11 protein-coding genes are annotated in these 13,191 nt (G+C 56.4%); 2 read left to right on the forward strand and 9 right to left on the reverse strand.

Going from position 1 to position 13,191, the window contains the following annotated elements; genetic code table 11:
• Positions 1-14: 14 nt before the first annotated feature.
• The 8 genes from HLUCCO03_RS16390 to HLUCCO03_RS16425 all read right to left on the reverse strand — a co-directional run bounded on the left by HLUCCO03_RS16390 (position 15) and on the right by HLUCCO03_RS16425 (position 8,260).
• Positions 15-2,297: a diguanylate cyclase gene (locus HLUCCO03_RS16390; protein WP_027830016.1), complete on the reverse strand. Its 2,283-nt coding sequence runs from the start codon at positions 2,295-2,297 to the stop codon at positions 15-17.
• Positions 2,294-3,253 carry an ABC transporter substrate-binding protein gene (locus tag HLUCCO03_RS16395; protein ID WP_036197066.1) on the reverse strand — a complete coding sequence of 320 codons (960 nt, stop codon included), beginning with the start codon at positions 3,251-3,253 and terminating at the stop codon, positions 2,294-2,296. The genes HLUCCO03_RS16390 and HLUCCO03_RS16395 overlap by 4 nt, the downstream gene beginning before the upstream one ends.
• Positions 3,254-3,358: 105 nt before the next feature.
• Positions 3,359-4,267, reverse strand: coding sequence for a lysine exporter LysO family protein (locus HLUCCO03_RS16400; RefSeq protein WP_027830019.1), 909 nt, complete (start codon positions 4,265-4,267; stop codon positions 3,359-3,361).
• A 36-nt stretch (positions 4,268-4,303) separates the two neighbouring features.
• Complete coding sequence (locus HLUCCO03_RS16405) at positions 4,304-4,675, reverse strand: hypothetical protein (protein WP_027830020.1); 372 nt, start codon at positions 4,673-4,675, stop codon at positions 4,304-4,306.
• An 18-nt stretch (positions 4,676-4,693) separates the two neighbouring features.
• The gene (locus HLUCCO03_RS16410) at positions 4,694-5,014 is read right to left on the reverse strand and encodes a DUF2288 domain-containing protein (protein ID WP_027830021.1); all 321 of its coding nucleotides are present in this window, start codon (positions 5,012-5,014) and stop codon (positions 4,694-4,696) included.
• A gap of 2 nt (positions 5,015-5,016) precedes the next feature.
• The gene (locus HLUCCO03_RS16415; protein WP_027830022.1) at positions 5,017-5,412 is read right to left on the reverse strand and encodes a response regulator; all 396 of its coding nucleotides are present in this window, start codon (positions 5,410-5,412) and stop codon (positions 5,017-5,019) included.
• Positions 5,405-6,550 carry a response regulator gene (locus tag HLUCCO03_RS16420; protein WP_027830023.1) on the reverse strand — a complete coding sequence of 382 codons (1,146 nt, stop codon included), beginning with the start codon at positions 6,548-6,550 and terminating at the stop codon, positions 5,405-5,407. Before HLUCCO03_RS16420 ends, HLUCCO03_RS16415 begins: the two co-directional genes overlap by 8 nt.
• Before the next feature lie 12 nt (positions 6,551-6,562).
• On the reverse strand, positions 6,563-8,260 hold the full coding sequence (locus tag HLUCCO03_RS16425) for a diguanylate cyclase (protein ID WP_027830024.1): 1,698 nt from the start codon (positions 8,258-8,260) through the stop codon (positions 6,563-6,565).
• Positions 8,261-8,366: 106 nt separating this feature from the next.
• On the opposite strand from HLUCCO03_RS16425, the gene HLUCCO03_RS16430 reads away from it, so the two are divergent.
• Both HLUCCO03_RS16430 and HLUCCO03_RS16435 read left to right on the forward strand, forming a co-directional pair.
• Positions 8,367-10,178 (forward strand): ATP-binding protein, encoded by a 1,812-nt coding sequence (locus HLUCCO03_RS16430; protein WP_292016748.1) that lies wholly within the window; start codon positions 8,367-8,369, stop codon positions 10,176-10,178.
• Positions 10,165-12,603, forward strand: a complete 2,439-nt coding sequence (locus HLUCCO03_RS16435) for an ATP-binding protein (RefSeq protein WP_027830025.1) — start codon at positions 10,165-10,167, stop codon at positions 12,601-12,603. Before HLUCCO03_RS16430 ends, HLUCCO03_RS16435 begins: the two co-directional genes overlap by 14 nt.
• 46 nt (positions 12,604-12,649) lie before the next feature.
• Here HLUCCO03_RS16435 and HLUCCO03_RS16440 read toward each other — a convergent pair whose 3' ends face one another.
• Positions 12,650-13,189, reverse strand: a complete 540-nt coding sequence (locus HLUCCO03_RS16440) for a ferritin-like domain-containing protein (protein WP_027830026.1) — start codon at positions 13,187-13,189, stop codon at positions 12,650-12,652.
• Between the last annotated feature and the right edge of the window lie 2 nt (positions 13,190-13,191).

Below are 13,191 nucleotides of genomic sequence, written 5' to 3' on the forward strand. Positions count from 1 at the left end.
TTTGACGGTGATTGTCAGCCAGAGGGCGCGGAAAACCGGACATAACGGTTACGGCCCCGATGTTTGGCCTGGTACATGGCCTGGTCTGCCTGGCGAAGCAGCTGATCACCATCCAGGTTTTCAGTTTGCGGGAACAGGGTGTAACCAATACTGGCCGATACTTCCACGCTGTGGTTCGCCACCCAGACCGGTTCAGCCACCCGGCCCAGCAGGCGCGCCAGCAGGCCCTCCAGAGAGTCCTCTCGCTGGACGTTGGTCACGATAGCCGCAAATTCATCCCCGCCCAGGCGGGCCAGGGTGTCTTCTTCCCGCAGCACTGCCCGCATTCGAGAGGAAATTTCAATCAGTAGCTGATCACCCGCCTCATGGCCAAAGGCGTCATTGACCGGCTTGAATTCGTCCAGGTCGATATAGACCACCGCCAGCCTGACCCCCTGGCGGAGGGCCAGTGCCATCGCTTGCTGCAGCCGGTCGGAAAACAGAACGCGGTTCGGCAAGCCGGTCAGTGCATCGTAATGCGCCATCACCAGAAGCTTCCGCTCCTGTTCCTTGAGCCGGGTGATATCGCTGAAGATGCCTACGAAATGGGAAACTTCACCATGGTCCCCACGCACGCTACTGATGGTTACCGCGAGAATCAGGTTATCGCCGTTGTGATGCTTGCAGGCGAACTCTCCCGACCAGAAGCCCTGATTCCTGGCAGTGGAGAAAACACTGCTGCCCTCATCCAGCGGCAGCGGTGGCAAACGTCCGATGGCCCGCTTCTGGGGCCGGCCAGTGATCTCAAGATAGGCGTCATTGGCGTCAAGAACCACGCCATGGCTGTCGGTGATAAAAATCGCTTCGCGGGCATGATCAAACACACTTGCGGCCAGGCGCTGGCGTTGCTCGGCCTGTTTCCTCCTGGTGATATCATAAAGGGAGCAGAGTATGACCGGTTCGCTGTCACCTTCACCCTCAACCGGAGCCAGGGTCATGTCAACCCAGACCTCGGTTCGATCGGAGCGAAGCAACATCCATTCGCACTGTTCCACGAGGCCGCCTCTCACCCTGACGAGGGTCTGCGCCATCTTCTGGCTGGAGAGTTGCCCATCCGGCTGGTACTCCGGTGAAAAGACCGCGAGGCCCTTGCCGTGCAGTGATTCATCCGAGGCATACCGGAGCAGATCCACGGCAGCTCGGTTGGTATTGACCAATACACCTTCCCGAATCAGCAGGGCCGGCTGGGGCCAGTCACGAATGAGCCGTTTGAGTCGTTTCTGCTGCACTGCCAGTTCGCGCTTGCTCCGGCCAAGCCACAGCGAGCTGCCCAGCAGCAGAATGACCAGAACCAGAATCGTGAACACCCAGATGCGATACTGATTCAGGACATCAACCCAGGTTACCTGTGGCATCTGGTCGTAGGGGGGCACTCGAAGCGTTCGGGCCAGGTACTCCACCGACTGGTAATCCGCAGGCGGGGAAAAACCGCTTATGCCGGCAGCCGCGGCCGCTTCGTCTTCCGGCTCAAGGGCAAAGAGCGCGGAGGCGACCCGACGGACGTCTCGCTCATTAACGTGGGGCAGAGCCACCAGAGGCCACTCCGGATAGAGGCGTGTCGACACGGCGTAGGGAAACCCCGCCAGTGCCTGGTGGTTCAGTACTTTTATCTGCGCGAGTAAGTCCGGGTCTTCCAGGGCCATCTCTTCAAGAATACTGGTGCGAATGAAGCCGACGTCAGAGTCTTCCGAAAGCACCGACCGCACAACCCGATCATGGGTATCCACGAAACGAACCAGGTTCATCCGGCGGATATCAACTCCGGCATCCAGCAATTCCAGGGCCTGAGCCTGATACCCACCAAGAAAATGAACCCCCGGCGAGGCAATACTTTTACCCTGGATGTCTCCGAGGGCATCAATATCCTCCCGCTCCGCCCTGGTAAACATGACGCCGCCCAGGCTTGCGGTAGAATTGTCTCCCGAGCGCCGGACCAGGGTGGCCAGAACACCGGTCAGGCTTCTTTCACTGCGTATCTGGAGAAAATGGCTCGGATTGGTCAGGAAAAAATCCAGCCTGTTGGCGGCAACCGCTCGGCTCATCTGATCCTGGTTGAGCACTTCGAGTGTTACGTCCACTCCAGCCTCTTCCGAGAGATAGCGGACCAGCGGCTCGTATCGTTCACGGATAATGTGATCAGACCGATAGGCGAACACACCAAGCGCCAGGGTTTCCCGGGCAGGAGCAATTTCGCTTGTCAGGCATGCGGTAACAAAAGAAATTATAATCAGGATTGAGGGCCGCCAGCGAACGCTCAAGACAGCCTCCTGGGCAGAAAGGCAGGATCGCACAGGCGCCGGAATCCGGGCTCACCTGGGATCATTCCCTCACGAACCATCAGGCGGGAGAGCGAACGGGCCATGGCTTCCACCCGGCCAGAGGCAGCGAGGTAACGCTGATTTGCCGCCAGATCCGGCAGCATCACCGTTCCCAGAGCGCTCTTCACGTTCTCGGGCCGGATTCCCTGACGACTTGCCACCCGGTAAATGGAATCGTGCATACTCCGCACCAGATGACGCAAGCCGGAAAAGTGCGCTGCAACCAGGTCGCGCACTGCCCGTGGGTTCTGTTCCGCCGTGTCACGGGTCACCACGAGCACATCAAAAATGGTTTCCGGCATTTCGCTGCTGTCGAAGAGCCGGACCCCGCCCTCTTGTTCAAGCGCCGAAACCGTCGGCTCGTAACAGACAGACGCATCCACATCACCACGGGCCCAGGCCTCGGGATGCAGGTTTACCGGCAGATCAACCGTAACAATGTCATCCCGGGTGAGGCCGGCAACCTCAAGGATCTTGAGCAACAGGATACCGGAGACCCCATCCAGCTCAACCGCTATGCGCTGGCCCCTGAGATCCGCCAGTTCACTGATCCGGGGGCGAACCATCAGAACATCAGCCCCGGCAGACACATCGGCCACGGCCACGACCACCAGTTCTGTGCCCTGGGACCAGACCCTGATGGTTTCATCAAGCGTCAATGCCGCGCCGCCCAGCTCACCGGACAGCAGGCCATTCATTGAGTCCCGGGCCGAGGTACCGGTCCTGAAGGTGACCGTCTCCGGCAACCAGCCAAAGTCCCGTGCCAGATACAGTGGCTCATACCCGATCCAGGGGTGAATCCCGAAAGCCAGGGGCCCGGGTTTGCTGCAACCGGATAACCCGGCCACAGAGAGACCAGCGGCTATTGATAAACCAAGAAAGTCACGGCGCTGCATCTGGTTTCCGGGCAAGGTAGCGTTAATTAACTTTTATCAAGAAAAGTCAGCTTACTGCGTGACAGTTTACCGATACAACCGCAACATGCACTGCGGCGTATCAATTTATCCCAACGAAAGAAACACCGCCATCAACACCGGCGACAAAAACGACAACAGGAATCCGGAAGCAATGGCAACAGGCACACAAGCCAGGCCACCGCTGCTGCGGATCACCGGAAGGGTAAAGTCCATGGCCGTGGCACCGCCGTAGCCAATGGCCATGGCCGGCCGGGTGGAAATCAGCAGGGGAATGATGGCCAGGGCTATGATTTCCCGGATAACGTCATTGAGAAAGGCAACGCCACCCCAGGCAGGCCCCAGGGCATCACCGATCACAATGCCCGACAGGGAATACCATCCAAAGCCGGATGCCATGGCGAGCACGTCGTGCCAGGGCAGCCCAAGCCAGGGTATCAGCACAATGCCGGCCACCAGGGAACTGAGCGTAAGGGCCAGCGCAATGCCCAGGCCCTGTCGGTTCATCAACAGTTTGCGCAGGGACAGGCCGGCGTTACGCAACTGGATGCCGATGAAGAAAAGCAGCAGCATCAGAGCCCAGGTCGCCACCTGTTCGGCCATGGGCATATCCGGCAACAGATAAAAGCCGGCAAGCAGGCCGACCACAACCGCCACCAAAGGTTTCAGACCGGCCAGAAACAGCCGGCGATAGCCGGTGCCGACATCACCCTCCGGACGTTCAACGGTCATCGGCTGCCAGCGATGGAACAGCCACAATCCGATCATGTTTGCCACCAGCAGGACAACAACCAGCAGCAGGACCTGGGCCGCCATTCCGCCAAGCTGGGCAGACAAGCCTTCCATCTGGCCCAGACCCAGGCCCAGCAACGCCAGGATAAAATAGATCAGCCCCTCAACGGTGTAGTGGATCGCCGTCATCAGTTGACGGTTTTCCAGTGCCAGGGCAAAGCCCAGAAATAACGGTGCCAGAATCAGCAATGCGCCGGTCAGCATATAACCCTCGGGAATGGTCGTGGATAGTGCGGCAATTCAGCCGATCGGCTCGTACTGATCCGGATCGAAATGAAAGTGACCGGCACTGGCATCGCAGTCTACACGAATGGAACGGGCCAGGCGCTGGGCCATCACCGACCAGACCACGTAGTCGTGGGGCTGGGGCTGGTAATCATCTCCCATCAGTGCCCCCGCAATACTGCGCAATACGCCTTCGGCCCGGGTAATCGAACGATAGGGACCCTGGCAACGGTGCTTTTCGGGCTGGCCGTTCAACGGACCACTGAGCGCAACCAGCGCCCAGACGTCATCACCAATCGGTTTGATGAAAAGCTCCACCCGGCGCTGGTCACGAAGCATCACCAGGGAACGCAGCGGGCCACGGCCGTGGAAGTAGTGCAGTTTCACGACGTGACCACATAACAGTCAGTGAAGCACATGGCCGGACCTGTCCTGCACCAGAACCCAGGGCGCAATGACCACGGCCCAGAGTTCGGTGTTTTCCTTGTACCAGTGACGGGCCAGATCAGGCGCAACATCACCCACCTGACCGGCGTCCATCCAGCTCCTGAACCTTGCGGTGTTGTCGGCTGCCAGTTCTGCTGCAACATCCAGCAGATCCAGTTCCGGAGACACCTTCACCACATGACCACGGGCGTAATAGACCTGCAGGTCATGCCAGCTGATCCTGGAGGTTTCCAGGTTCAGTTTGCTTTTGAGTGCTTCCGGAGATTCTTTGTTAAACATGCTCAAACCTTGGACTTCCATATTTCGCGTATCCGGTCTGCCAGGGTCATGGGGTCGAATGGCTTGGGTATCACCTCTACAGCTCCCAGCTCCCGGTAGAACGCAACTTCTTCAGTTTGCACCTTGGCGGTCATGAATACCACCGGCACACTCTTCAACACAGGGTTTGCCTGCATGGCACGTAATGTCGACGGGCCATCCATGCCGGGCATCATCACATCAAGAAGGACCAGATCGGGCCCAAAATCCGGACCTTCATCAAGTGCTTCCTGCCCCGAACTACACGTTTTGAGCGAAAATCCACCCACCGTTTCCAGTGCCAGTTCAGCGACTGCCCGGATGTCTGCGTCATCCTCCACATAAAGGATTCGCTGAAGCTCTTCTGACTTCTCACCCATTGTGACTCTCCGCGTTGCTATCGCTCAAACCCAATCTGCGTAAAAGACGCAAACACTCCTCGCCAGAGCCCTCTCCATTTATCTGTAATGCGGACGCGCGCATAATCAGTTTCGACTTACTCGTCGCATCACGCGGTAAAAAGTGAACAGCACCAATTAACTCCCTCAACTGCAAGGGCAGGTGCCACTGTACCTTGAGCCGGTTACCATATCTCTGTGCCCATGTTTGCAGTTCGGCCTCAATCCGGTCATCAGATATCAAGCCGTTGCGATCGAGGCATTGTTGCATCACCTTGAGCACGGCCAACTCGCCCACGCGGCTGAGCAATGCTGCGGTGTGAACCTCAGAATGATTGGCGCCCACTCTCAGCGCAATCCGTTCAGCCTCGCCTGCTACCTTTTTGGATGTTTCGAGAAACCCGGCAGCGATTTCAGCGAGGCGGCTGTCACGCAATTGCCCGGATATATCAAGCGACAGCGCCATGGCATGCTGCAACGACCTGTCCACGCCCAGGGTTGCAATCGCATCTCTGAGATTGCGCACAGGCTCCCCCGTTTTCTGAAGCGAAGCGCTGTTGGCGACGTCAAGCAGCCGGGTCGTCAAAGCCACCTCCCCGTTCCAGCGCTCGGCAAGCTGCGACACGGAAAGATCCTCTTTGCGATCAAACAACTCAATAATCTTTGCGGCATCAAAAGCGGCCGGAAGCTGGATGATCGAGTCCATCGAACTCTGCAAGAGGTCATTGAGGTCCGGCGGCATTTCGCACTGACCAGTTGCAGGCCCCACCAATACCGTCAACCTTTCATGCAGAAATGACACATCAAACGGCTTGCTGATGTAGCCACTGATGCCATAGTGGGCAGCCTTGAGGACAGACTCCCGGTCCGAACGGCCGGAAACCATTACGATCGGAGACTGTTTGTCATTTTCCCGAACGGTTCTGACCACATCAAGACCAGAACCGTCCGGCAAGTTCCAGTCAATAATCATCAGGTCAGCCCCCTGTTTCCACCAATGCTCCAGGGCAGTTTCAACCGAGGACGTGACGAAAACCGTGCCGCCCGGATAAAGTCCGTCAACCACGGTTTCTATCAGGTCAGCGAGCAATACATCGTCTTCCAGAATCAGTGATCTCATAAGGGTCGCGCTTTAAACCTGATGAAAAACGGTAACGCCATTTCGGCCGGAAGTCTTACGCTCATACAGTGCCTGATCAGCAGCGTCCAGGGCATCGCTACCGGAGGCAAATGCATCGAGGCCAGCGATTCCGGCACTCAGAGTGACCGAAAAATTGCCTTCCGGAGTGGCGAATGACAGGTCGGCAAACGCGTTGCATATCTGGGTCAACACGTTCTGTGCTTCATCGGTTGTACACTCCGGCAGGATTACTGCGAACTCCTCCCCACCATAACGCCCTATCAGGTCCGTTGAACGCAGACGATGCCTGAGCAGGTTGGCCAGCGCCTTGATCACCGCATCACCCGCTCGGTGGCCATACTGGTCGTTCACTGACTTGAAATGATCAAGATCCAGCATCACTACGGCTGACACATGCGACATTCTCTGGCATCTGGCATGCTCGTTTACTACCTCCTGCTTGATAACGGAATGCTTCAACAGCCCCGTAAGGCTATCTTTTATCAGCAATTCGTTCAGCTGCCGGGCACGGTAACAGCGGATCTGCGCCGTCCGGACAAGGTAGTCATCAGAAACCGGTTTGGTGATGAATTCATCCGCCCCTTTGGCCAGGGCTTCGAGCTGGACGTGTTTATCCCGCTCGGATGAGAGATAGACGATGGGTAGACTCAACCACTCCGGGTCAAAGCGGATCAGCTTGGCGACTGTGGTTCCCGAGTAGGCTCCCATACGTACATCCAGGAGCATTATATCCGGGCGAAACTCCGACAGCTCGGCAAGCACGGTTTCCGGGTCATTGATCGCTCTTACACGAAAACCGGCGTTTTCAAGGACTGTGCAGTAACGGGTAGCCAGGTATTCGTCATCATCAAGAATCAGTATCCTACCGGAAACCAGTTCATTCTGGTCATTCACCAACCGCTCTATTCTTTCTGCCAGCTGCGGGGCGTCAATGGGCTCTGGAAAGAAAGCGTCCGCACCCGCGTCAGCCAGTGCGTACCGGCTTTTGAAATCATCCTGGCGCCCCATACACAAGAGCGGAGGTCTGCCTGCGCTACTTTCGGACTCGAGAGGGTCCAACACTCTCGACACCAGGGAAAGCGAGTCTTCACTGGTCACCACCGCTGTCATTCCCGGCTTTTGCTTCAGCGACACAGACCCGATATCCATTCTGGATATCAAGAATCCATAGTTAGAGAGCGCATGTTCCAGAAAAATCGCCGTTTTTTCCGGGAGCCCGCACAAAATAACTTGAATGTCCGGAGCTGACTGAACTTCATTTTTTCTCGCACGCGGCTGGCGTTGTGGTAAACGCTCTGCAGACTCAGCGGTCCCATCGAGCAGCTTACGCAGATGCTGTGCTTCAGCGATAACTTCAAGCAACTGTTGCGTCTCTTCCTCGCGGTGATCGCAATGCTTATCTGTATCAGCAGTCAGTTGCTCTGCCAACGGCTTCAAGTTTTGTTCAAGAAGGCGTGCCTGATCACCCAATGCGGTGTACCCAAAAGTCCCGGCAGAACCTGCCAGCCGGTGCAGTGTGCTGTAGGCTGATAAAATGCTTTCTGTTATGTCCGGGCGTGCCCGGTCGTCACGAGTCAGCTGGAAAGCAATTTCCGCTAACTGATCGAGTTCGCCCTCTGTTTTGCTGCGGAAACTCAATCGCAGGCGGGCGAGTTTCTCCGCGACGCCTTCTGGTGCTTTTTTGTCCATAAAAGGCCTGACACCTCAAAATTTTGGTGATACAACCACATTGATTCGGCTAATCTGTGTTCATCACAAAACATTCTCCCGCAAAAAGCAACGACGAGGCACTTCTTTGCGCTCAGGCAAATCCCTTTCCCTTGGCAGCCGGGTGGCGCTGATTGTTATCGGTGGCAGTCTGTTGACAGTTGCCGCTATCGTAGTAACCGCTTACCAGGCTCTGATTCACGACTTTGAGGACTTGCTGATCCAGCGTCAGATACTGGAGGCCGAGAGGACTTCAGAGCAGGTTGACCAGAAGCTTCAGCTCCGCCTGAATGCCCTGTCTGCTCTGGCAGGCCAACTCGCCAGCGACAATGATCTGCCAGACCCGGCCGATCTGGAGGCAGCACTGGGGCGACAAACATCACTGCACGAACTGATGCCAGCCGGGTTGCTGGTATTCGATGAAGAGGCACGTGCAGTCGCCGAGAGTATCTACGTTCCCGATCGTGTCGGCACCCAGTACCTGGATCGCCCACACTTCCAGGAGACACTGGAAACACGGCGTCCCGTAGTCAGCAAACCCATCATCGGACGGACCACGGGCAGACCGCTGCTGTCTTTTCTTGCGCCAATTGAAACGGATGATAACGACCTGCTGGGGTTTGTTGGCGGGATCCTTGATCTTGGCGAAACCAACCTGCTACCGGAGAATCGTAAATCCGGCAGCAGTGACTCACAGAGCATTGAAATAATCATTGATACGCAAAACTTTCTATACGTTGATTCCGGACAGGGCTCACAGCGTATCGAGCCGTTACCACCACCGGGCGCAGATCCCCTGACCGACGCAGCGCTGTCCGGCATGACCCTGGGCCAGATAGAGGACCAGCAGGGCCAGACCCTGCTATACGCTACCAAACACCTGCAGAGATTGGGGTGGGTATTCGTTCGTGCCGTACCCTACGAGCAGGTAACAACACCTGCGAGAGAATCGTTTGTTCGCTTTTTCGGTATCAGTTTACTGATCACCCTGGGACTGGTTGTGTTGAGCTACCTCCTTGTCAGATCCACCATGTCGCCTCTGGATCGGATGACCTCGCGAATTCAGCGAATGGCTGAACAGCCGGATTCCGCGATGCGCCTTAGAGAAACCGGCCTCCCAGAGCTCAAAAGCCTGGCCAGTGCATTCAACCGACTGCTGGAGGAGCGGGACAACCTGGCAAGACTCAAGGAACACTTCATGTCATCCGTCAGTCACGAGTTACGCACCCCCCTCACTTCCATGACTGGTGCCCTGAAACTGCTGTCTTCCGGAATCACCGGCCCGCTCAACGATAAAAGCCAGGAAATGGCCAACCTCGCACTCAGAAACGGGGAACGCTTGCAGCTGCTGATTTCCGATCTGCTGGATTTCAACAAACTCTCGAGCGGAAATCTGAAAGTTCACATCCAGAGCGAACCACTCGCACCCATTCTGGACGCTGCCATTGCTGACAACGTCACGATGGCTGCGGAGCATGCCGTGCAACTCGAAGCTGAAGCAAACGTCTCCGTCCACCTGTATTGCGACAAACACAGGGTTCGGCAGATTCTCGACAACTTCCTCAGTAACGCCATCAAGTATTCTCCGAAAAACGGGATCGTCAGGCTAACGGCGGAACGACGGGCGCCAGGGCGGGTCCGGATTACGGTCAGTGACCAGGGTTCCGGAGTGCCGGATTCTTTTGCCGACAGTGTCTTCAAGCGATTTGCGCAGGCAGAGACCGGTACCACCCGATCCGTCAAAGGCACAGGGCTGGGGCTTGCCATCAGTGATGAGCTGGCAAGGCTGATGAGTGGCGCTGTTGGCTATTACAATGATAACGGGGCACATTTCTGGGTGGACATACCGACCGCCGAAGACGCAGGTTCGACAGGAGAGCAGGCCGATGAAAGCACCTGAAACACCAGCCAACGAACCAGATCGACTGCTCGCCCTGCAGAATACGGACCTTCTGGATACGCCGCCGGAGGAGCGGTTTGACCGGTTGACGCGAATGGCGAAACTGGCGTTCAGCGTTCCCATTGCCCTGGTTTCCCTGGTTGATGAGAAAAGGCAATGGTTCAAATCCTGCCAGGGACTGGATGCCCGCCAGACATCACGGGACATTTCTTTCTGCGGGCACGCCATTCACAGCCCACAGCTTTTTATCATCGAAGACACCCATCGTGATTCCCGCTTTTCTGATAATCCACTGGTTACCGGAGCGCCCTACATTCGCTTCTATGCAGGTGCGCCACTCCACAACAAGGAGGGATACCGCCTCGGCACGCTTTGCATCATTGGAACCAGACCACAATCGCTCGATTCGGCGCAGCAGGAACTGCTCCGGGAGCTTGCCCAGTGTGCTGAAGACGAAATCAATGACTTCGAGGCGCGGGAATCCCGCCGGGAACAACTGGAAAAAACCAGGATTCTGAGCGCGCTCAACAGGCTCACTGTCGATACCTCCGGGTCCCTGGAACAAAAAATAACCATGGCTCTGGATCTGGGCCTGGGCCACCTCGGGCTGGAAACAGGCATCGTCAGCGAAATCAACGAAGAAATCTATACCATCCGATGGTTCAGGGCGCCGGACGATTCAGTCCTGACCACAGGACTATCAATACCGGTAAATCAAACCTATTGCTCACTGATGCTGGAAAAGCGGGATCACCTGGCAATCAGCCATATGGCCAATTCCGAATACCGGAACCAACCCTGCTATGCCGAGCAGGGCCTGGAGAGCTATATCGCCGCGCCCATAGAGTTTGATGGCAAGCTGTTCGGCACACTGAATTTTTCATCGGTTTCACCGAGAACGACCCCGTTTACAGACCTGGATCGCCTGTTCATCGTGGGGCTCGCCCAATGGACGGCTGCCCTTCTGCAGCAACATGTTCATGAAGATACGCTGAAGAAACTGTCGGTAAACGTGCCCGGAATGCTGTACCAGTTCCAGCGATATCCGGACGGTCGCTCACGGTTTCCCTACAGCAGCGAGGGCATATACGACATATACGGTGTTTCGCCTGAAGCTGCCAAAGAAGATGCCAGTTACGCATTCGACGCTATACATCCTGAAGATGTTGCTCACGTGACCGAGTCGATTCAGCAATCCCAGGAGTCGCTGAGTGTTTGGGAGTCCCAGTATCGAGTCAAGATATCCGGTGACAACTGGAAATGGGTCGAGGGGCGGGCCACACCAGAGCACCGACCGGACGGCAGTTCAATATGGCATGGTTTTATTGCCAATATTGACGAGCAAAAGCGTACCCAGCTGGCCCTTCAGGAGAGTGAACAGCAATTGCGTGCATTCTTCGAACTGTCTCCAATCGGCATTGTGCTGACCGACTTCTACAGTGGACAGAACCGGGATGCGAACGCAGCGTTACTGGACTGTACGGGTTACACCTATTCAGAGTTCATGGAGCTTGAATACTGGGATGTGACACCACCGGGGTATGAAAAGCACAAGCAGCAGGCCGCCAAAGATCTGAAAGAGCATGGCCGTTACGGGCCATTTGAACAGGAGATCAAGCGAAAAGACGGCGCCCTGGTACCGGTTCTTATTCAGGGCATCCTGGTAAAAAGTGTCGCTGGTGAACCTTTGATCTGGTCACTGGTAGAGGACATTTCTGAACGCAGGCGAATGGACAGGCTCAAGAGTGAGTTTATTTCCACTGTCAGCCACGAACTTCGCACACCCTTGACCTCCATCGTGGGCTCTCTGGATCTGGTCTCTTCCGGTATTGCCGGACCTCTGCCGGACAAGGCCAGAAACATGCTGGAAATCGCCACCCGCAACGGCCGCCAGCTCACTGACCTCATTAATGATTTACTGGATATCGATAAACTGGTCGCTGGAAAAATGAGTTTTCAGTTGGAACCGGCACCGCTCAGGCAAATCCTCGAAGAGGCAGCGGAGGCCAACCAGCCCCTGGGGGAGCGAAGAAACATTGCAATACGCCTGGGGACGGTGCCCGACTCTCTTTCAGTTCAGGTCGACACGCGACACATGGCCCAGGCTCTCAACAACCTGCTTTCCAACGCTATCAAATTTTCCGACCAGGGAAGTGATGTGGAGCTGTTCGCTACGGAAAAGGATGGTCTGGCAACCATTTTTGTCCGCGACTATGGAGAAGGCATCCCCAGAGAGTTTCAAGAACAGGTTTTCGACAAATTTGCGCAGGCAGATGGATCTGCAACCCGGAGCAAGGGGGGAACCGGCCTTGGGCTGGCAATCACCAGGGAGTTGATTACCCGTATGGATGGTTCAGTAGGATTCACCTCCACACCCGGAGAAGGCTCGACTTTCTGGATCAGTTTGCCTGAAAATGTCGCCTGACCACTGACTTATAAACCTTGCATCAGCAGCCAGGCGCGCCGTTTCTTCAGGCATCCAACCCTTCCAGCAAACCGGCCATATCGTCAGCATGCTCCTCTTCCTGGGCCAGGATATCCTCGATGATGCGCCTTGAGGTCGGGTCCTGGTCGCCCAGATAGCGGGCAATCTCACGGTAGCTGTCGATGGCAATCCGCTCTGCCACAAGGTCTTCCACCACCATGTCCCGGAGGGTGTCACCCTCCACAAACTCGGCATGGGACCGGGTCAGCAGGCCCTCCGGTGAGAAATTGGGCTTGCCGCCCAGCTGCACAATGCGCTCGGCAAGCCAGTCGGCGTGCTGCTGTTCCTGATCCGCATGTTCCAGGAACTCCTGGGCCGCAACATTGGCGTTGATGCCCTCCGCCCGGAAATAATGACTTTTATAGCGCAAGGTACAGACAATCTCCGTCGCCAGGGCCTCATTGAGTATGTTGACCACATTGTCACGGTTGGCGCCGTAACCCTCGGTCACGGCACCCTGCTCAATGTGTTTCCGTGCCCTCTCGCGGAGGGTTTTGACGTCTGTCAGAAACGGCTTGTCGGTCATAG

It is taken from the genome of Marinobacter sp. HL-58 (genome assembly GCF_001314605.1).
GTDB lineage: Bacteria > Pseudomonadota > Gammaproteobacteria > Pseudomonadales > Oleiphilaceae > Marinobacter.